Source organism: Pseudomonas fortuita, from assembly GCF_026898135.2.
Lineage (GTDB): Bacteria > Pseudomonadota > Gammaproteobacteria > Pseudomonadales > Pseudomonadaceae > Aquipseudomonas > Aquipseudomonas fortuita.
Window position 1 is genome coordinate 5746740 of the sequence record NZ_CP114035.2, and the last position, 20972, is coordinate 5767711.

15 protein-coding genes are annotated in these 20972 nt (G+C 62.7%); 3 read left to right on the plus strand and 12 right to left on the minus strand.

The genetic code is table 11. The features are described from left to right. Window positions 1–66: 66 nt before the first annotated feature. The 3 genes from hldE to OZ911_RS26310 all read right to left on the minus strand — a co-directional run bounded on the left by hldE (window position 67) and on the right by OZ911_RS26310 (window position 4618). Window positions 67–1488 (minus strand): bifunctional D-glycero-beta-D-manno-heptose-7-phosphate kinase/D-glycero-beta-D-manno-heptose 1-phosphate adenylyltransferase HldE, encoded by a 1422-nt coding sequence (gene hldE, locus OZ911_RS26300; protein ID WP_016489480.1) that lies wholly within the window; start codon window positions 1486–1488, stop codon window positions 67–69. Window positions 1489–1618: 130 nt separating this feature from the next. Continuing rightward, the gene (gene msbA / locus OZ911_RS26305; RefSeq protein ID WP_016489481.1) at window positions 1619–3427 is read right to left on the minus strand and encodes a lipid A export permease/ATP-binding protein MsbA; all 1809 of its coding nucleotides are present in this window, start codon (window positions 3425–3427) and stop codon (window positions 1619–1621) included. Window positions 3428–3442: 15 nt separating this feature from the next. Further along, the gene (locus OZ911_RS26310) at window positions 3443–4618 is read right to left on the minus strand and encodes an O-antigen ligase family protein (RefSeq protein ID WP_023048669.1); all 1176 of its coding nucleotides are present in this window, start codon (window positions 4616–4618) and stop codon (window positions 3443–3445) included. Between the two features lie 101 nt (window positions 4619–4719). Here OZ911_RS26310 and OZ911_RS26315 point away from each other — a divergent pair, with 101 nt between their 5' ends. After that, complete coding sequence (locus OZ911_RS26315; RefSeq protein WP_016489483.1) at window positions 4720–5325, plus strand: protein kinase family protein; 606 nt, start codon at window positions 4720–4722, stop codon at window positions 5323–5325. Between the two features lie 3 nt (window positions 5326–5328). Here the strand turns inward: OZ911_RS26315 and OZ911_RS26320 are convergent, their stop codons facing one another. The 8 genes from OZ911_RS26320 to OZ911_RS26355 all read right to left on the minus strand — a co-directional run bounded on the left by OZ911_RS26320 (window position 5329) and on the right by OZ911_RS26355 (window position 14525). Then, complete coding sequence (locus OZ911_RS26320; RefSeq protein WP_016489484.1) at window positions 5329–6420, minus strand: glycosyltransferase; 1092 nt, start codon at window positions 6418–6420, stop codon at window positions 5329–5331. A gap of 37 nt (window positions 6421–6457) precedes the next feature. Beyond that, on the minus strand, window positions 6458–7231 hold the full coding sequence (locus OZ911_RS26325; protein WP_016489485.1) for a glycosyltransferase family 2 protein: 774 nt from the start codon (window positions 7229–7231) through the stop codon (window positions 6458–6460). A gap of 64 nt (window positions 7232–7295) precedes the next feature. After that, a complete protein-coding gene (locus tag OZ911_RS26330) occupies window positions 7296–8252 on the minus strand; it encodes a glycosyltransferase family protein (RefSeq protein ID WP_023048671.1) in 957 nt (318 codons plus the stop codon). Between the two features lie 48 nt (window positions 8253–8300). Further along, window positions 8301–9704: a PIG-L deacetylase family protein gene (locus tag OZ911_RS26335; protein WP_023048672.1), complete on the minus strand. Its 1404-nt coding sequence runs from the start codon at window positions 9702–9704 to the stop codon at window positions 8301–8303. Beyond that, window positions 9701–10597, minus strand: a complete 897-nt coding sequence (locus OZ911_RS26340) for an antimicrobial resistance protein Mig-14 (RefSeq protein WP_016489488.1) — start codon at window positions 10595–10597, stop codon at window positions 9701–9703. The genes OZ911_RS26335 and OZ911_RS26340 overlap by 4 nt, the downstream gene beginning before the upstream one ends. Further along, window positions 10597–11727 (minus strand): glycosyltransferase, encoded by a 1131-nt coding sequence (locus OZ911_RS26345; protein ID WP_096426850.1) that lies wholly within the window; start codon window positions 11725–11727, stop codon window positions 10597–10599. Before OZ911_RS26345 ends, OZ911_RS26340 begins: the two co-directional genes overlap by 1 nt. After that, window positions 11711–13468 (minus strand): carbamoyltransferase family protein, encoded by a 1758-nt coding sequence (locus OZ911_RS26350; protein ID WP_016489490.1) that lies wholly within the window; start codon window positions 13466–13468, stop codon window positions 11711–11713. Before OZ911_RS26350 ends, OZ911_RS26345 begins: the two co-directional genes overlap by 17 nt. 220 nt (window positions 13469–13688) lie before the next feature. Then, window positions 13689–14525: a 23S rRNA (adenine(2030)-N(6))-methyltransferase RlmJ gene (locus tag OZ911_RS26355; protein WP_016489491.1), complete on the minus strand. Its 837-nt coding sequence runs from the start codon at window positions 14523–14525 to the stop codon at window positions 13689–13691. A gap of 186 nt (window positions 14526–14711) precedes the next feature. On the opposite strand from OZ911_RS26355, the gene OZ911_RS26360 reads away from it, so the two are divergent. Continuing rightward, on the plus strand, window positions 14712–14966 hold the full coding sequence (locus tag OZ911_RS26360; RefSeq protein WP_016489492.1) for a hypothetical protein: 255 nt from the start codon (window positions 14712–14714) through the stop codon (window positions 14964–14966). Window positions 14967–15043: 77 nt separating this feature from the next. On the opposite strand, the gene putP is transcribed toward OZ911_RS26360, so the two are convergent. Beyond that, on the minus strand, window positions 15044–16522 hold the full coding sequence (putP, locus tag OZ911_RS26365) for a sodium/proline symporter PutP (protein WP_023046986.1): 1479 nt from the start codon (window positions 16520–16522) through the stop codon (window positions 15044–15046). A 358-nt stretch (window positions 16523–16880) separates the two neighbouring features. On the opposite strand from putP, the gene putA reads away from it, so the two are divergent. Beyond that, window positions 16881–20834 (plus strand): trifunctional transcriptional regulator/proline dehydrogenase/L-glutamate gamma-semialdehyde dehydrogenase, encoded by a 3954-nt coding sequence (gene putA / locus OZ911_RS26370; protein ID WP_016489494.1) that lies wholly within the window; start codon window positions 16881–16883, stop codon window positions 20832–20834. Window positions 20835–20972 lie beyond the last annotated feature (138 nt).

Sequence of the window (20972 nt, forward strand, 5' to 3'; positions counted from 1 at the left end):
AGGCCTGCGCTGTGCGTGTGGGAGCTGGCTTGGCGGCGATTGGGCCGCAAAGAGGCCCTGGCTGTATCAGTTCTTGCGAATCTTCTCGACAATCGCGGTAGTCGAGCTGTTCTCGACCAGGCCCAGCACCTTCACGGTGCCGCCATAGGCCTTGACGATATCAGCGCCTACCACTTGGTCGATGCCATAATCGCCCCCCTTGACCAGCACATCCGGCTTGACCTGGCTCAGCAGGTTTTCCGGGGTGCCTTCCGGGAAGCTGATTACCCAGTCCACCGCGCCCAGCCCGGCCAGTACGGCCATACGCCGGTCGACGCTGTTGATCGGCCGGCCCGGCCCTTTCAAGCGGCTGACCGAGGCGTCGTCGTTGACCGCGACGATCAGGCGATCGCCCTGGGCGCGCGCCTGCTCCAGATAGGTGACATGCCCGGCATGCAGGATATCGAAGCAGCCATTGGTGAAGACGATCTTCTCGTTGTGCGCCCGCGCATCATCGATGGCCAACAACAATTGCTCCAGGCCCAGCACGCCGCGCTCGGAGCCTTCCTCACGCTGGATTGCGCGGCGCAGCTCGGGGGCGCTGATCGCAGCGGTACCCAGCTTGCCGACCACAATGCCTGCCGCCAGATTGGCCAGGGCCACCGCATGGGGCAGGTCCTCACCCGCGGCAATGGCTGCGGCGAGGGTGGAGATGACGGTATCGCCGGCACCGGTCACATCGAACACCTCGCGCGCCCGCGCCGGCAGGTGCAGCGCAGGCTGGCCAACGCGCAGCAGGGTCATGCCATGCTCGCCACGGGTTACCAGCACGGCCCCCAGGTCCAGGTCCTGCAGCAGCTGCAAGCCTTTGGCAACCAGTTCGGCCTCATCGGCGCAACGGCCGACGATGGTTTCGAACTCGCTGAGGTTCGGGGTAATCAGGCTAGCGCCACGGTAGATGGAAAAGTCCTTGCCCTTGGGATCGGCCAGCACCGGAATGCCCTTGGCCCGTGCCGCCTGGATCAGGCTTTGGTGGTTCTTCAGAGCACCCTTGCCGTAGTCCGACAAGACCAGCACTTTGACACCTTCGAGCAGGCTGTCGACTTCGGCACCCAGCGATAGCGGGTCGGTGGCAAACGGCTCTTCGAAATCGATACGCAGCAGTTGCTGGTGACGGCTCATGACCCGCAGCTTGACGATGGTCGGCTGGTGCGCGATGCGCTGGAACACAGACCGCACCCCCGCAGCCTGCAGGCTGTTGGCCAGGCTGTCGGCGGCCTCGTCCTGGCCGGTAACGCCGATCAGCGACGCCGGTGCGCCCAGCGCAGCGATGTTCAAGGCAACGTTGGCCGCGCCGCCGGGGCGATCCTCGATCTGATCGACCTTGACCACCGGCACTGGCGCTTCAGGCGAGATACGCGAAGTACCGCCATGCCAGTAGCGGTCGAGCATGACATCGCCGACCACCAGAACCGGGGCTTGATCGAAACGCGGCATGGACAACTTCATGGGCAACCCATATGGAAATAATGAACAGGGGCAGGATATTAGCACAGGGTAGTCGACGGCTTTATGGCCAGATCGCCCCCGGAAAATTCCCGTGACAATCGGGGCCGTTACGGCCCCGATGAGGGAGGACTCAGGTGATATCGGCCTTGACCGGCTCATCCAGGCCCATGGCGTGCAGGCGGGCATAATGGCCATTAGCCGCGAGCAGTTCAGCATGGGTGCCGCGCTCTACCAGACGGCCCTGGTCCATGACCAGGATCTGGTCGGCCTTCTCGATGGTCGACAGACGGTGGGCGATCACCAGCGTGGTACGGCCTTGCATCACATGGTCCAGGGCAGCCTGGATGTGCCGCTCGGATTCGGTATCCAGGGCCGAGGTGGCCTCATCCAGAATCAGCAGCGGCGCGTTCTTCAGCAGTGCCCTGGCAATGGCCAGGCGCTGGCGCTGGCCGCCAGAGAGCAGCACGCCGTTTTCACCCACGTCGGTATCGAAGCCCTTCGGCAAGCGGTCGACGAACTCCTTGGCGTAGGCATCGGCCGCAGCGGCTTCGATGTCTGCGCGTGGGGCACCTGCCAGATCGCCATAGGCGATGTTGTTGGCCACGGTGTCGTTGAACAGGGTAACGTGCTGGGTCACCTGCGAAACGTGGCGGCGCAGGTTGCGCAGGCGGTAGTTCTCGATCTCCACACCATCGAGCAGGATCTGCCCCTGGTCATGGTGATAGAAGCGCGGGATCAGCGCCGCAAGGGTCGATTTGCCGCTGCCAGAGCGGCCAACCAGGGCGATCATCTGCCCTGGCTCGGCGACAAAGCTGATGTCGCTCAGCACTTCACGCTCGGTACCTGGGTAGGTGAAGCTCAGGTTGCGCACTTCCAGGCGGCCTTCCACACGGTCCTTCTCGACCGTACCGGTGTCCAGTTCAGGCTCTTCGTCCAGTTGCTCGAAGATGCTTTCTGCACCTGCCAGGCCCTTCTGGATGGTCGAGCTGACTTCCGACAACTGACGAATCGGCTTGGGCAGCAGGCCGGCAGCAGTGATATAGGCCACCAGGTCACCGGCGGTGGACTCACCACGCAGGAACAGCACCAGGAACATCAGCGCCGCCATGGCGCTGTAGATCACCAGCTGCAGCATTGGCGTGTACAGGGAGCCGGTCTTGGTCATGCGCAGCTGCTTGTCGGTGTTGCTCTGGCTGGCCTTGCTGAACCGCTGCTCTTCGTAAGCCTCGCCGCCGAAGCTACGGACAACGCGATAACCCTGGATGGTTTCCGACGCGACGTGGGTGACGTCACCCATCGCCACCTGGATCTTCTTGCTCTGCTTGCGGAATTTCTTGCTGGCGATGCTGACCATTACCGCGATCACCGGCAGGATGGCGACCATGACCAAGGTGAGGTGCCAGTTCATCCACAACAGGTAGGCGAACAGGAACACCACGGTCAGGCCTTCACGGATGACCACCTTGATTGCATCGGTGGCAGCACCGGTGACCATGGTCACGTTGAAGGTGATACGCGAAATCAGGTGCCCGGAGTTGTGGTTGTCGAAGTAGCGGTTGGGCAGTACCAGCAGCTTGTTGAACAACTCCACGCGCAGGTCGTGCACCAGGCACAGGGAAACCTTGGCCAGGAAATAGTTGCCAAGGAAAGACCCCAGGCCCTGCCACGCAGCGATCAGGATGATCAGCAACGGCACCGCCTGCAGCAATTGCAGGTCGCGCAGGTAGGGGACGTTGGGGAACAACACCGCTTCAGGGTTGCTCAGCCCATCGACAAAGTACTTGAGAATGCCGGCCAGCATCGGCTGGGTCGAGGCAAAGATCACGAAACCGACAATGCTCAGCAGGAAAATGCCGACATAGGGTTTCACATAGCCCAACAGCCGGAAATAGATCTTCAGGCTGGAGGTGTGCTCCGCCGGTCGCGGTGTTTCGGCCATTATCGAGCTCGCTGTTCAGGTTGAACCGGAAATTTTACCACAGGCGTCATTTTCGGCACGCCCCCATGGCAGCATCATGGCAAGGCCAACAGGCAGCCAGCTGATGAACCATTCTGCACGTGGCGTACCGGTAAGGCTGGCGGCATCGAACTGCATGGCCAGTGTCGAGTACACCCATAAGCCCAGCAGGAGCTTGCCGAACAGGGTACCGCGCGCGCGGATGATTTCACCCAAGGTGAACAACCACACCATGACCCAGAGCAGCATGCCAGGCAGGCCCATCTCCACGGCAACGTGGGTGAACATGTTGTGGGTGTGGTCGAAGTGCCTGCCCACCGCACTGACATCGTAGTCAGCCCCCAGGCCCAGGCCTGTCCAGGGGTGCGCGGCAATCATGTTGACCACGGCATGGAAAATTTCTGGCCGGTAGGATGAACCGCGCTCGGCGATCAGGTCATACGCCGCATACAAGGCAAAGCCGGTTGCAATGACTGCCAGGATGGCGAACACCCGGCTGTGGCGGTCACGGAACCACAGCGGTGCGATCATGACGGTGAGCACCAGGGCCAACAGCGCGCCACGGCTTTGACTGAGCACGGCAAACGCGCCAAGACAAGCCAGTGCGAGCACCCACAACAGCTGCGGGCCACGCTGCTGCGGCGGCTCATACAGCAGGAAAAGAACGGCCGAGCCAACGACATAAGCGCCCAGAATGGGGTGTGATATCTCGCCAATCCCGGCCAGGCGGACCAGCAACGGCTCACCCTGCAGCCCGTAGAAATTGATGATCGACACCAGCGCAGCGAGGGCCAGCAGGCCGCTCCCTAGCAGCAACAGCTGGCGAATCCTCGCAAGGCCAAGCTGAGCCAACAAGGGGAACGCGAGCAGGAACACCAGAATGTAGAGCAGCCGCTTGATTTCACGCCCCGTGTCCTCTGCGGGCGACCAGGCCAGGCTCAAGCCACTCCAGGCCAATAGCACCACCACACTCATCCATAGCGCCGGCTGACGCTTCCAGCCTTGCACCAACACCTCGCGGGCGGACCATGCCAGCACCAATGTCGGTAGCCACAGGAACAGCACCAGGCCTTGCTGATAAATCTTGTTGCTCGGCGCCAGGGCAATCGCTGCCAGAAACCAGACCAGACCCAATCCCAGCCAGGCCTGCGCCCAGTTTTTTTGATACAGCATCCATTTCCCCCGATGAATCAAAAACACCATCCATGGTGCTAGAACATTATTTTCGGCATTATTGCCGGTCATTTTGCTCGCCAGACGACAAGGCTCTATTCATGCAATGCTCCCGGCTCACCCAGGTCGACTTCGATCAGCTGACACAAGGCGCACAGGTGCTTGAGGCAGACAGCCATGGCGCCAAAGTCTACCTGCTCGCGGATGGTAATTTCCTAAAGGTTTTTCGTAGGAAGCGGCTGATTTCATCTGCACTGCTGCGCCCATACTCCCAGCGATTCGTCGATAACGCCGCGCGGCTGGCGGAACTGGGTATCCCCACGCTCGAAGTGATCAGCCAGCACAAGCTCGACGTGCCAGGCCGCACTGCCGTGCTGTACCGCCCGTTACCCGGCCGCACCTTGCTGCAAATGTCGCGTGATGACGGCTTCAGCTGGGATACTTACCTGCCGCAACTGATCCAGCTGGTCCGCCAGCTGCACCGCAGTGGCGTGTACTTCCGTTCGTTGCACTTGGGCAATGTGGTGGTTACCCCCGACCAGCACCTGGGCCTGATCGATGTGGCCGACATGCGCTTCCTGCGCCCGCCGCTCTCGGCACGCATGATTCGTCGCAATGTGCAGCACATGGTGCGTTATATCGAGCGGGAGAACCTGGGCGACCAGTTCCCCCTCGCCGCCTTCGAGGCAGCCCTGCTGGCGCGCTGAGCGTCAGTTGCGCAACAGGCTCTGTGAGCCGGTACAGAACGCCTGCCAGGCCTGCTCCGGCGCCAGTGCCTGACGCTGCCGCGCGGCAACCGCCGGGGCGCTGAGGGCTGTGCAACGCTCGATCGCATCAGCCCAGGCCCTTTCGTCGGCGATGGGCAGGTAGACCCCGGTGTCGCACAACTGTTCGCGGAACACCTGCAGGTCACTGCACACGACCGGTACATCGGCCATCACAGCCTCTTGCACCACCAGCCCCAAGCCCTCGGAACGCGAGGGCACCAACAGCCAGTCGAACGCTCTATACAGCAGCTGCAGGTCTTCGCGGTGACCGCGCAGATGCACGCGCCCAGCCAGGCCCAGCGCATTGATACGCTGCTGCAGCAAGGCATGCTGTGGCCCCTCGCCGATAATCGCCAGCTGCAGGCCTGGTTGCCGCGCACTGGCCTTGGCGAAGGCCTCGATCAGCATTTCAAATCCTTTGCTTTCAACCAACCGCCCTACCGCGCCCAGCATCACCCCGTCGGCCTGAGGCAGCTGCAACGCCTGCCTGGCCTGGTTCCGGCTCAGCAACGGTTCGACGAACGCCAGCGGGTCGAGCGCCATGCGCAGGGTCTGCACTGGCCTGCCCAGGTCATGTTCCAGCGATTTGGCCAGCGTATGCGACACGGCCGCGATGCTCAGCCGCTCGCCCGGAAACATGCGCAACAGGCGAATGTCACTGTTGTTCAGGCGCGTTTTGCCATGGAACAGCACCTTGGCCCGAACATGGGGAATGTTCCGCAGTAGCGGCAATACCAGCCGCGCAACCCCAATACCATCGAGCAGTACGATTTCTGCCTTGGCCTCTGTCAGCCCCTTGCGCAAGCGCATGCGCAACCACGGCCGCAGCAGGCGCCACAGGTGCCGCCCTTTCAGAGCTCGTGGTGGCATGTGCCACTCCCGTGTTGAACCGAGCCCACAGCACAGCCCGCTACCCAGCAGCAACCAGTTACTGATCCGGGCATCGGTGCCGGCGTGCGACAGCACTTGCCGATGCACCTTGTGGATGGACATGTACGGCGTTCCACCCGCCCACATCATATTGACGATGTTCATGGGCCCTCTCCCGCTCATGTCAGGTGGGACAGCGACTTCATTGAACAAAAAGGGTGATACCCATGCCGATCAAAGCACCTGTCACCAGCGTCAATGCCAGCTTGATACGATCACGTTGACGACGTTTGGCCTTGCGCGCCACTTCGATGGGCAAGGTCACGTGATTGCCAAAGCCAGTGTGCAACACTGCATCACCTTCCAAGGTGACCGCTGTCAAATTAAACTCAGCGTAGCGTCGGGAAAGCGCCTTCTCTCCAGCATAGGCGGCGAATGGCGCACAGCGCTGATAATCACTCAATCGACGCAGGCCGGGATTGAGCGAAAACGCTTGCCATTCGGCCTTGTCGGACAGCAGCGGATAACACGGCACGCCGGCAATGACCTGGCGATCGCCCAGGTGAATGTAAGGGCTGTGGATAGCCAAGTCATGGGCATGGCTGCGCAGCCACACTTGCAGCAGGTCAGGCCTGGCATCCAGGATAGCCCGCGAGTCTTCGACAAAGCTCTGGCGGTAGAAGTGCCAGTCGTCTTCGCAGTGGAAGATGTAAGGCGTCGTGACGTGACTGTAGGCCAGGTCGATCGAGGGCAACTGGCCGAGTTTGGGCCGGTTGACGAACACCTTGCAGTACGGTCTCCAGTGCTCAGGCACCGCAGCATGCACGGCATCGTCACCGGAATCTTCGGTGATGAACACTTCGCGAATGGGCGCTGTGTTGTAGCGATCGAAACTCTCAAGGGTGTCTTTGAGCAGATCGAACCGCCCACAACTGGTCACGACGAGCGTGACATCACTTTCTTCTGAAAAGCGCACCGGACTCCCTCCGCATTGCGACTATCGGCTTTCAACACCCGCTCCTGGGCGCGAAAGCTCTTGTTTAGATGCCCAGCGTCAGGCGTAGCCGCTGCCACGCAGACAACGGCGGGTGGGGCCTGAGCGCCGGGCGCATGTGGTCGACGATGCTACGTCCAACGGCGGCGAAACTGAAACGGGAAACCGCCAGATGGCGGCCATTTTCAGCAATCTGCCGGGCAAGTTCTGGGGCTGCACGCAAACGGCGGAGCTTTTCCTGAAGGGTCGGGATGTTGTCATAGAACACCACGTTGTGCATGTCTTCCAGGCCCAGCGCGCGGTTTTCCTCCTCGCCCTGGTCGTACGCCAGCAGTACACAGCCGCAGGCCATGGCTTCGAAGTTCTTGATCATGTATTCGCCCATGCCGACGTCGGCACTGACGAAGAAACGAATACGGTTGAGCGTGTTGCAGTAGTCTTCACCCGACTTGGTGCGGGTGACCAGCAGGTTCTCGACCTGCCCCAACTCATCCAGCAGCGCCTTGCGACCGCTGTAGGCCACGCTGTTGACACTGCCGACGAAGGCCAGTTCGATGTCGCGCTCACGCCCTTGGTCGGCCAGCAACTGCTCGTCATAGCCCTTGGGCACGAACACCGCATCGAAACCTTCCTGGCGCAGGCGCTCGCTGACCATGTAGCCAGAGCTGATCACCCGCGCCCATGGCAACTGGCGGTAATGGGCGCTGAACTTGCCGGTGTACTTGCACGGGATGTAGTTCTGGTAGGCGTCGTGCTCGAGGATGACCAGGTTCGGTACGGTACGGATGAAGGCCACCTGACGGATTTCCTGCTTGAAGCGCAGAAAGAACACGATGCGGTCATAACGCTCGACCTGCACTTCACGCTTGAAGTAGCGACGCAGGTTGCGCTGGTCTTCGCTGGTCAGCCAACGCAGGTCGCACTCGCAGTTGGCCGCGACGCCATCGTACAGGCGGTCGAGAATCGCCCGCTGTTCCTTCTGCACCAGAAATAGGACTTTCATTGCTTTCCTTGGGCGCTCTGCGCCATCGCGGTCAACCATGGGGCGTACTTACAGCTCGCGCCGCCAGAACAGTTCGTGTCGGCGCACGGCCTTGCGGAAGAACTCGTTCTCCCCATAAGGCGACGGCCGCCGTCCGGCCAGCCAGCGTTGCAGCAAGCGGCGCAGGCGGCGCTTGAATGGCGGGGCCGGCTGCAGGTCGTGCATCATGCCCAGGGCCATGGCTTTGTCGTGCTGGGTAGCCACGTCCAGGACCAGGCTGCAAGGTGCCCAGGCCTGCACAGCACTCAACTGCGGAGGCAAGGCCACACCATCGCCGCTGTCGCCCATGGGCCAGCGGTCGTTGTCATGCAGGTGGTTGGCGTAGCACAGCAGGGTTTGTGGCTGCCATGCCAGGCCTTGCAAGGCCTCCAGCACCGCTGCCTGAGCGCAGATGTGATCGGGGTGCGGGTCGAGTTGCGGGTGCGGCATTACCAGGACTTGCGGCCTGGCCATTTCCAGCAAGTTACGCAGGTCGGCCAGCAGGTTGTTCCAGGTTGGCGCACCATCGCTGTCGGCCGGCAGCGGGAACGGGTTGAACTGGCGAAATACGCGGATATCGGCCAGCTCGGCCTCGCGTGACGCCACAGGCTGCTCTGGCGCGGCCTGCATGGCAGGCAACTGCAGGCAAAAGTAGCCCAGCTGTACGCAACGCGACTCCGGCACACCGGCCCAACGCGGCACGGCGATGCTGTCCCAGGCGCGCAGGCGGCCCTTCAGGCGCGCGGCCTCGGCCTTGCCCAGGCCCATCTGCTGATAGTGCTCGGCCTCGATTTCACCGGCGGTCAGCGTCACTACCCAGGTTTCATCTGCCTGGCTGTAAAGGCCATACGCAGCAAGCTCGGCGTCGTCGGCATGCGGCGCAATCACCATCACCCGGCGCCGTTGCAGTTCGACCGCCGGCGTTATCCACAGACGCGGCTCGCCCAGCAGCCGGCAATGGCGACCACGCAGGCGCAATGCGCCGGCCTGGAGCGGCGCAGCCAGGCCGGTCAGGTTGAGGAAGCGCACGCCATCGACGCCACGCTCGAAGGTTTGCCGATCGGCCTGCTCACCCGCCAGCAGCGCGACCTGCGGGTCCAGGAACCGACCGAGCCAGCTGCCTTTTACCCGCAGCTCAAGCACAAGGGTTTCATCGCCCTGTAGCACGCAGTCGGCCTTGAGCAGGCCCGCGTGCAGGCTGGCAGGTACTTGCCGCGCCTGGTCACCGAAGTCGTAGGCGTAGTCCTCGCCGGGTGCGTAGAACAGGTGGTCGGCAAACCAGGCCTCGTGGGCGGCCCAGAGCAGCGGCAACAGCAACAGCGGCAGCCACCACCAGGCCAGTACACCGAGGGCGACCAGCGCAACCAGGCCTGCCAGCAAGCCCAGACGCTTGTTGCGCCGGTGGCGCTTGAGCAACTGCTGCTTACGGCTCACGCCTGATACACCGGCACAGGGTTGCACCAACGGTCCTTGTATTCGCGGTCGGCACGGCCGAACGAGAACCGCAATGGTTTGTTGCGCGCCCGGGCGTCTTCCCAGGCGGCCTGGGTATTGAGGAAACTCAGCACGCTGCCTGGGCTGAAGGCCTTGGTTTCAGGGTCTACACCGCCATTGATGTACTCGACGCTGACCCAGTCCGGCGCTTCGACGCGGTACACCAGCTGAATGGCAATCGGCTTGCCGTCCAGCATCAGCACAGAGCCGATCAGCAGCTCGCGCAGACGCTCCAGCACCTCGGCCATGCGCTCGGCACCGGTGGCAGGGAAGCCCCAGCGGCGCTGGAACAGGTCGCAGTACATGCTGGCGATTTGCTGGGCACTGAAGTCGCTGATCGGGCGCACCACGCCACCCGCCTCTTCCAGCAGGCGCAGTTCGCGGCGCTGGTTGTAGCGGAATTTCTTCGACAGGTCTTCGTGCGCCCGCGCCATCGCCAGCTGTTCCTTCTGTTCCTTGAGGCCCGTGAAACGGCCCTGGCTCAGTTCGGACAGGTAGCGTGCGGTATGGCGCAACGGTGCAGCGGCATCGGCCGCAGCTGGCAGGATGATTTCGGCATTGCCCAAGTCGAACAGGGCTTTTTTGCCGGCACGCTTGAGCACGTCCTTGGCCAGCGCCAGGTGGCGCCCCCAGGTCGGGATGGCGGCTTTCAGCTCGCCGGCCTGATACCAGCCCAGGTAACGTACCGGGATCTGCGCCAGGTCAGCCAGTTGCTCGACCACCAGCGGATGGGTGGCGACACTGCCACCAAAACGCGCCCATGCCTCGGCGTAGGCCTTGGCGTCGATCGTTTGCCACCCGCGCTCGCGGAAGGCCTGGATACGATTGAGCATCAAGCCTGCCCCACCAGTGCACGTACCTGCGGCAACTGCCAGAAGGTCTCGCGTACCGCCTGGTCGGAGAAGCGTTCACGCAGGCGTTGCAGCATGTGCTCAGCACAGGCCTGGCGCTGTTCGGCGCTCAGCGTGGCCATATGCTCCAGGCCCTGAGCCAACTGGGCAGCATCGCCCAACGGGAACAGCACACCCACACCCTCGACCACTTCACGAGCCCCGCCGCAAGCCGTGGCCAGCACCGGTACGCCAGCGACCATGGCTTCGAGCAGGACCATGCCGAACGGCTCGTGGTCGGAGCTCAGGGCGAACACATCGAATGCCTCGAAGTAGCGGCGTGCATCCGGCACCTGGCCCAGGAAGCTCACCTGGCCGGCAATCCCCAGCTCGGCGGCCAAGGCCTTGAGCTCGGCCTCTAGCCGGCCCTTGCCGAGGATCGCCAGGCGCGCGCCGGCCGGCAGCTTGGGCAGCGCCTGGGCAAAACCACGCAACAAAGTGGCCTGGTCCTTGTCCGGGTGCAGGCGACCGACATTGCCGACGACCCACGCCTGCGTGTCCAGGCCCAGAGCCCGGCGAGCCTCGGCGCGCGGCACCAGGGCCGTTTGCAGGGCGTCGATGTCGATGCGGTTATACAAAGTCTGGATGCGTTCGGCTGGCCACTGTGGCAGGCAGCGGCGCATGTCGTCACGCACCGCGTCTGACACGCCCAGCAGGATCAGGCGCTTGCTGAACAGGTTGGCGAACAGCCGGCGGCCTTTGCGCTCATAGTCGCCAAAGGCATGGTGCACGCCGATCACCGGCAGGCCGGTGCCCAGCAGGGCCACGTAGATGGGCTTGAAGCGGTGGGCAATGCAGAAGGCGAAGTTGCGCTCGGCCGCAATGCGCCGCAAGGCACGGATGGCACCGAGCTTGAGGCCACGCACGGCCTTGGAGCTGAACTCAAGGAACAGCACCTCGTCAGACGCGCAACCGGCCGCCACCTGCGGGTCGGCGGCACCGGTGAGGAACACCGTGGTGACCTGGTAGCCACGCCCCTGGAACAGGCTGGCGTACTGACGGGCACAGTCGAGGAACGGCCCGTCATAGCCATGGCAGAACTGCAGGATGCGCGGTTCAGAGCGGCTGGTCATAGGCGGCCGCGCCGTCCTTCACCACCAGGATGTCTTCCATGATCAGGTACTGCAGGTCCGAGCCGAAGAACATGTTCAGGGCATCGGTCGGCGAGCAGATCATAGGTTCACCGCGACGGTTGAGCGAGGTGTTCAGCGACACGCCATTGCCGGTCAGGTCTTCCAGCGCCTTCATCATGTCGTAGTAGCGCGGGTTGTACTCGCGCTTGAGCACCTGGGCACGCGAAGTACCGTCCTCGTGCACCACTTCCGGTACGCGGGTCTTCCACTCTTCAGCCACTTCGAAGGTGAAGGTCATGAACGGTGCCGGGTGGTCGACCTTGATCATCTGCGGGGCGACGGTGTCGAGCATCGACGGGCAGAAAGGTCTCCAGCGCTCGCGGAACTTGATCTGGTGGTTGATGCGGTCAGCCACGCCTTCGACGCTCGGGCAGCCGATGATCGAACGGCCACCCAGGGCGCGCGGGCCGAACTCCATGCGGCCCTGGAACCAGGCCACCGGGTTGCCGTCGACCATGATCTGGGCGATTTGCTGCGGCATGTTGTCGAGCTTGCGCCACTTGGGCTGGTTCGGGTGACGGGCGCAGGCGGCGATCACGTCTTCGTTGGAGTACGAAGGGCCGAGATACACATGCTCCATCTTCTCCACCGGTACGCCGCGGGCGTGGGAAACATAGGCTGCGGCGCCGACAGCAGTACCGGCGTCGCCGGAGGCCGGCTGGACGAACAGCTCTTTCACGTCCGGGCGGGCGATGATCTTCTGGTTGAGCTTGACGTTCAGCGCGCAGCCGCCGGCGAAGGCCAGCTTGCCGGTTTCACGCAGGGTGTCGCCCAGGTAGTGGTCGATCATCTGCAGCGCCAGCTTCTCGAACAGCGCCTGCATGCTGGCGGCGTAATGGATGTACGGCTCGTCTGCGATGTCGCCTTCGCGCTTGGGGCCCAGCCATTCGATCAGCTTCGGCGAGAAGTAGAAACCCTTGCCCTTCTCTTTATAGCGGCGCAGGCCAATGACGTTGGCGTAATCGGTGTTGATCACCAGTTCGCCGTTTTCGAAGCTGGCCAACCGCGAGAAGTCGTACTTGCTGGCGTCGCCGTACGGCGCCATGCCCATGACCTTGAACTCGCCGTCGAGCATTTCGAAGCCGAGGAACTCGGTGATCGCACCGTACAGGCCACCCAGGGAGTCCGGGTCGAAGAATTCCTTGATCTTGTGGATCTTGCCGTTTTCGCCGTAGCCAAAGAAGGTGGTGGCGTATTCGCCTTTACCATCAATGCCGAGGATCGCGGTTTTTTCCTTGAAGCCAGAGCAGTGGTAGGCACTGGAGGCGTGGGCCAGGTGATGCTCGACCGGCTCGATCTTGACCTTTTTCGGGTCGAAGCCCAGCTGCTCCAGGCACCAGACGATTTTCTTGCGATAGCGCTTGTAGCGACGGTTGCCCATCAGGATCGCATCGAGGGCGCGATCCGGGGCGTACCAATAGCGCTTGGCATAGTGCCAGCGCGCCTTGCCGAACAGGCTGATCGGGGCGAACGGGATGGCTACCACGTCGACGTCGGACGGCTTGATGCCTGCCTGCTCCAGGCAGAACTTCGCCGACTCGTAGGGCATGCGGTTCTTCGCATGCTTGTCACGCACGAAGCGCTCTTCTTCGGCGGCGGCAATCAGCTTGCCGTCAATGTACAGGGCCGCGGAAGGGTCATGGCTAAGGGCGCCGGACAGGCCAAGAATCGTCAATGCCAAGGGATTAGCCTCTTCATTCGGTAAAAATGCGCCAGCGGCCTCATGGGCGGGTGGCGGCTAAAGGGCGGGATTATAACGCAAACATAAGCGCAACGCGGCAACCCGTACTGGCCTCATCGCCGGCAAGCCAGCTCCCACAGGAACACCGCTGCCCTCAAGGGAGATGCAGTACTTGCAGGAGCTGGCTTGCCAGCGATGAGGCCAGTACAGGCAGGCAATACTATTCGGCGATGAGCCAGTCCATGCGATAGCTACCGTCCGTCTGCGCCAGCTCCTTGGCCAGCCACGGCAGCAGCTCCTTGAGCTCTTCTTCCAGGCCCCATGGCGGGTTGGCGATGGCCAGGCCCGAGCCATTAAGGCCCTGCGGGCTGTCCTGGTGGTGCACATACAGCTCGACCCGCAGCAATTTTGGCGCGCCAGTGCTGGTCAGGTCCTGGTAGTAACGCGTCAGCGAGCGCTGGTCCTTGATGGGGTACCAGATAGCCGCGACGGTCTGGCGCATGCGGCTGATGGCCTCTTTCATGGAATGGGTGCAGCGCTTGAGCTCATCGGCCTGCTCGAACGGCGGGTCGATCAGCATGATCGCGCGCTTTTCCTGCACCGGTAGCAGGGCCCTGGGCACATGCCAGCCTTCGCCCAGGTGCACGACCACACGCGGGTCTTTTTTCATGTTCTCTTTGAGCAGCGGCCCGTCTTCAGGATGCTTTTCGTTGAGCAGGGCGCGGTCTTGCTGGCGCATCAGGCGGCGAGCCAGCTCGGGCGAACCGGGGTAGTAACGCAGCTCGCCGTCCGCGTTCAGGCGCTTGATGACGCGCAGGTAGTCGGCAGCCATGGCGGGCACATCATCGCGGCCCCACAAGCGGGCGACGCCTTCCAGGTACTCGCCGGTCCGGGTTGCCTGGTCGCCTTGCAGGTCGTACAGACCAAGCCCAGCGTGGGTATCGATGTAGGCAAATGGCTGCTCCTTGCGCGACATCAAGGCGATGAGGCGGGTCAGCACGATGTGCTTGAGGACGTCGGCGTGGTTGCCGGCGTGGAAGGCGTGACGATAGTTCATGGCAACTCCTGCGGGGGTGGCAAGTTTACCTTGCCTTGCAGGCGGAGTCAGGTGCAGCAATCAACCGCAAGCGCCCTCGCGCCGTTGAGAAGCCATGAAAACCCTCATCGTTCGGAATGAATTCCTGATTCGCTGCGCCCCTGCAAATCCCAAGAATCGAGTCTCCACCAACCAGGAGCAAATGAAATGAAAGCTTCCATCCAATACGATAAAACTCAAAACCGCCTGCACGGCAAACTGGGCCTGGACAATGTGCCTTATACCGCCCAGCTCAAACTCAAGAACCCTGAAGGCGTTACTGAGACACTGGTAGTGCCAAGCTCGAAATCCGACGAATGGGAGGTTGGCCTGGACCGGCATGGCCCTGGCAAGTATGAAGCCCTGATCGTGCCACGTGTGGCCGGTGCGTTCGAACCAACGCGGTGCGAGTTCACCCTGTAAGCAATCATCCGCTACAAACGAGTACGGCCCGAACAACGCTGTTGTTCGGGCCGTACTCGTTGCCTACCCAGCACTCATCACTTGTCAGCGTGATACGCCGCGTCAGCCGTCTCGAAGCGCTGCACCATTGCCTTGGAGGGGCTGCCCAGCTTGCTCACCAAAACGATGGCGATGCTAGCCAGCAGGAAGCCCGGGATAATTTCGTACAGGCCCCAGGTATCGATCTGCTTCCACAGGATAACGGTCAGTGCACCCACCACGATACCGGCCAGCGCGCCGTTTCGGGTCATGCCTTTCCACAGCACCGAAATCAGCACCACCGGACCGAAGGCGGCACCGAAGCCAGCCCAGGCGTAGGCCACAAGGCCCAGCACGCGGTTTTCCGGGTTGGCAGCCATGGCGATGGCAATCAGGGCCACGGCCAGCACCATCAGGCGACCGACCCACACCAGCTCGAGCTGCGAAGCGTTCTTGCGCAGGAAGGCCTTGTAGAAGTCTTCGGTCAATGCACTGGAGCACACCAGCAACTGGCAGCTCAGGGTGCTCATTACCGCCGCAAGAATGGCCGACAGCAGTACGCCAGCGACCCATGGGTTGAACAGGATCTTGGCCAGCTCTATGAACACACGCTCATGGTTCTCGGTGACCGGGCCCGCCAGGTCAGGGTTGGCCGAGAAGTAGGCGATGCCGAAGAAGCCCACGGCGCAGGTACCGGCCAGGCACAGGATCATCCAGGTCATGGAGATGCGGCGAGCCTTGGCGATCGACTTCACCGAATCGGCGGCCATGAAGCGCGCCAGGATGTGCGGCTGGCCAAAGTAGCCCAGGCCCCAGCCCATCAGCGAGATGATGCCGATGAAGGTAGCACCTTTGAACATGTCGAAATTGGCTGGGTTCACCGCCTCGATGGCAGCAAAGGTGGTGTCGAAACCGCCCGTGGAAATCAGCACGATCACCGGGGTCAGGATGAGCGCGAAGATCATCAGCGAAGCCTGAACCGTATCGGTCCAGCTCACCGCCAGGAAACCACCGACGAAGGTGTAGGCGATGGTCGCTGCGGCGCCAGCCCACAGGGCAGTCTCGTAAGACATGCCAAAGGTGCTTTCGAACAGGCGGGCACCGGCAACGATGCCAGAAGCGCAGTAGATGGTGAAGAACACCAGGATGACGATCGCCGAAATAATCCGCAGCAGGCCGCTATTGTCTTCGAATCGGCTGGAGAAGTAGTCCGGCAGAGTCAGCGCATCGCCGTTGTGCTCGGTCTGGACACGCAACCGGCCAGCGACGAACAGCCAGTTCAGGTAAGCACCAACGGTCAAACCGATGGCGATCCAGGCCTCGGACAGGCCCGAAAAGTAGATGGCGCCCGGCAGGCCCATCAGCAGCCAGCCGCTCATGTCGGATGCCCCGGCAGACAGCGCTGTAACAACGCTACCCAGGCTGCGACCACCCAGAATGTAATCGGAAAGGTTGTTGGTGGCGCGATAGGCGGCGAAGCCGATCAGTACCATTGCTGCGATGTAGACCACGAAAGTGATCGTAAGTGGATTGCCCATGCGTGTGCCCTGGCGTTTGTTTTTATCTCATGCACAACCATAGTCGTGACGGTTGCACCCAGGCGGCGAATCCTATGCAACAACGCAAAGCAGGTGCAACCATTTTTCATTTGGAAGTTGCACCCGCTCGTCAATATTCCGTAGGAGGCACTTTTTTGCTCCTTTTTGGAGCATCACAGGGGTTTTTCATAAGAAAACTCACCCTTAAAGCCCTTATTGAAGGGCATGGAAATGTCTGTCAGACGAGTTGCACCTATAGCGCCAAAAAATGCGGTTGCACCTGGTTGCACCCGAATTGTCCTACAGCTACTCTTGGCGCCAGCTTAGGCCACAGCCGTGGCAATAACGAGGATAAGAAATGGCGACTACCACCCTTGGGGTCAAACTCGACGACCCGACCCGTGAGCGACTCAAAGCAGCTGCGCAGTCCATTGACCGCACGCCGCACTGGTTGATCAAGCAAGCGATCTTCAATTATCTGGAGAAGCTTGAGGGTGGTGCCACCCTGACCGAACTTAACGGCCATGTCGGCAACCTTGTCGACGATGCCGGTGAGATCCCGGCCGACCACAGCCACCAGTGCTTCCTCGAATTTGCCGAGAGCATCCTGCCGCAGTCGGTACTTCGCGCGGCAATCACCGCCGCCTACCGCCGCCCCGAGCAAGAGGTGGTGCCGATGCTGCTGGAACAGGCGCGCCTGAGCGCACCACTGGCCGAAGCCACCAACAAGCTGGCCGCCGGCATTGCCGAAAAACTGCGTAATCAGAAGAGTGCTGGCGGTCGCGCCGGCATCGTCCAGGGCCTGCTGCAGGAGTTCTCGCTGTCGTCCCAGGAGGGCGTGGCGCTGATGTGCCTGGCCGAAGCCCTGCTGCGCATCCCCGACAAGGGCACCCGCGATGCGCTGATCCGCGACAAGATAAGCACCGGCAACTGGCAGCCGCACCTGGGCAACAGCCCGTCGCTGTTCGTCAACGCCGCCACCTGGGGCCTGCTGCTGACCGGCAAGCTGGTCAGCACCCACAACGAATCCGGTCTCACCTCCTCGCTCACCCGCATCATCGGCAAGAGCGGCGAGCCGATGATCCGCAAGGGCGTCGACATGGCCATGCGCCTGATGGGCGAGCAGTTCGTCACCGGTGAGACCATTGCCGAAGCCCTGGCCAACGCCAGCCGCTTCGAGGCCAAGGGTTTCCGCTATTCCTACGACATGCTCGGCGAAGCCGCACTGACCGAGCACGACGCGCAAAAGTACCTGGCCTCCTACGAGCAAGCCATCCACTCGATCGGCAAGGCCTCCCATGGCCGCGGCATCTATGAAGGCCCGGGCATCTCCATCAAGCTGTCGGCACTGCACCCGCGCTACAGCCGCGCCCAGTACGAGCGCGTGATGGAAGAGCTGTACCCGCGCCTGCTGTCGCTGACCCTGCTGGCCAAGCAGTACGACATCGGCCTGAACATCGACGCCGAAGAAGCCGACCGCCTGGAGCTGTCGCTCGACCTGCTCGAGCGCCTGTGCTTCGAGCCGTCGTTGGCGGGCTGGAACGGTATCGGTTTCGTTATCCAGGCCTACCAGAAGCGCTGCCCGTACGTGATCGACTACGTCATCGACCTGGCCAAGCGCAGCCGCCACCGCCTGATGATCCGCCTGGTAAAAGGCGCCTACTGGGACAGCGAGATCAAGCGCGCCCAGGTCGAAGGCCTGGAAGGCTACCCGGTCTATACCCGCAAGGTGTACACCGACGTTTCCTACGTCGCCTGCGCCCGCAAGCTACTGGCCGTACCAGAAGCCATCTACCCGCAGTTCGCCACCCACAACGCCCACACCCTGTCGGCCATTTACCACATTGCCGGGCAGAACTACTACCCGGGCCAATACGAGTTCCAATGCCTGCACGGCATGGGCGAGCCGCTGTACGAGCAAGTGGTCGGCAAGATTGCCGATGGCAAGCTGAATCGCCCGTGCCGGGTCTATGCGCCGGTTGGTACCCACGAGACGCTGCTGGCCTACCTGGTACGCCGCCTGCTGGAAAACGGCGCCAACACCTCGTTCGTCAACCGCATCGCCGACCACTCGATCTCCATTCAGGAACTGGTCGCCGACCCGGTCGCCAGCATCGAGCGCATGGGCACCCAGGAAGGCAACATCGGCCTGCCACACCCGCGTATCCCGTTGCCGCGCGACCTGTATGGCACTGAGCGGGCCAACTCGGCCGGCATCGACATGGCCAACGAGCACCGCCTGGCGTCACTGTCCTGCGCCATGCTGGCCACCGCTCACAACGACTGGAAGGCCGCCCCGATGCTGGCCTGCGCCGCCAGTGAAAGCGCTGCCGCGCCGGTACTGAATCCAGCGGATCACCGCGACGTGGTCGGCCATGTACAGGAAGCCACCGTTGCCGACGTGGACAACGCCATCCAGTGCGCTTTGAACGCCGCGCCGATCTGGCAGGCCACCCCACCCGCCGAGCGCGCTGCCATTCTGGAACGCACCGCCGACCTGATGGAGGCCGAAATCCAGCCGCTGATGGGTCTGCTCATTCGCGAAGCCGGCAAGACCTTCGCCAACGCCATCGCTGAAGTGCGTGAAGCCGTGGACTTCCTGCGCTACTACGCCGTGCAGGCACGCAACGATTTCAGCAACGACGCCCACCGCCCCCTGGGCCCAGTGGTGTGCATCAGCCCATGGAACTTCCCGCTGGCGATCTTTACCGGCCAGGTAGCTGCGGCCCTGGCTGCCGGCAACCCGGTGCTGGCGAAGCCCGCCGAGCAAACCCCGCTGATCGCCGCCCAGGCCGTGCGCCTGCTGCTGGAAGCCGGCATCCCCGAGGGCGTGCTGCAACTGCTGCCGGGCCGCGGCGAAACCGTCGGCGCCGGCCTGGTGGGTGACGAGCGCGTTAAAGGCGTAATGTTCACCGGCTCCACCGAGGTTGCCCGCCTGCTGCAGCGCAACGTCGCCGGCCGCCTGGACAACCAGGGCCGCCCGATCCCGCTGATTGCCGAAACCGGCGGCCAGAACGCGATGATCGTCGACTCCTCGGCGCTGACCGAGCAGGTGGTGATCGACGTGGTGTCCTCGGCCTTCGACAGTGCCGGCCAGCGTTGCTCGGCCCTGCGCGTGCTGTGCCTGCAGGAAGACTCCGCCGACCGCGTAATCGAAATGCTCAAGGGCGCCATGGCCGAAAGCCGTCTGGGCTGCCCGGACCGCCTGGCCGTGGACATTGGCCCGGTGATCGACGCCGAAGCCAAGGCCGGCATCGAGAAGCACATCCAGGGCATGCGCGAGAAAGGCCGCGCGGTCTATCAGGTGGCCATTGCCGACGCGACCGAGGTCAAACGTGGCACCTTCGTGATGCCGACCCTGATCGAGCTGGAAAGCTTCGACGAACTGAAGCGTGAAATCTTCGGCCCGGTGCTGCACGTGGTGCGTTACAACCGCCGCAACCTGGACCAACTGATCGAGCAGATCAACAACTCCGGCTACGGCCTGACCCTCGGCGTGCATACCCGCATCGACGAGACCATCGCCAAGGTGGTGGAAACCGCCAACGCCGGCAACATGTACGTCAACCGCAACATTGTGGGTGCAGTGGTGGGCGTGCAGCCGTTCGGTGGTGAAGGCCTGTCTGGCACCGGCCCGAAAGCCGGCGGCCCACTGTACCTGTACCGCCTGTTGTCGACCCGCCCGGCCGATGCCATTGGCCGCCACTTCCAGCAGCAGGACGGCGAAGGCAAGCCAGACCGCACCCTGCACGAACAGCTGGTCAAGCCGCTGCACGGCCTGAAGGCCTGGGCCCAGAGCAACCAACTGGCCGACCTGGCTGCGCTCTGTGACCAGTTCGCCAGCCAGTCGCAGAGCGGCATCGCCCGCCTGCTGCCAGGCCCGACCGGCGAGCGCAACAGCTACACCATCCTGCCGCGTGAGCACGTGCTGTGCCTGGCCGACAACGAGGCTGACCTGCTGGCGCAGTTGGCCGCCGTACTGGCCGTCGGCAGCTCGGCGGTGTGGGCAGACAGCGAGCCTGGCAAAGCCCTGCGTGCCCGCCTGCCGCGTGAGCTGCAGGCCAAGGTGAAGCTGGTGGCTGACTGGAACAAGGATGAAGTGGCGTTCGACGCCGTGATCCACCATGGCGACTCGGACCAGCTGCGCAGCGTCTGCCAGCAGGTGGCCAAGCGTGCCGGTGCCATCGTCGGTGTGCACGGGCTGTCCAGCGGGGATCACCAGATTGCGCTGGAGCGGTTGGTGATTGAGCGGGCGGTGAGTGTGAACACTGCTGCTGCCGGCGGTAATGCCAGCTTGATGACCATTGGCTGAGGCTGAGGGTTGTTGAAAAAAGGAGAGCTTCGGCTCTCCCTTTTTTATGGGGGTTTGTTTGAGATTGGGTTGGGCTGACAGGTGCTCGCCACAACATTTTCTGCGCGTGTGAGACCGAGCGCCGCCCGCGCGGCGCAT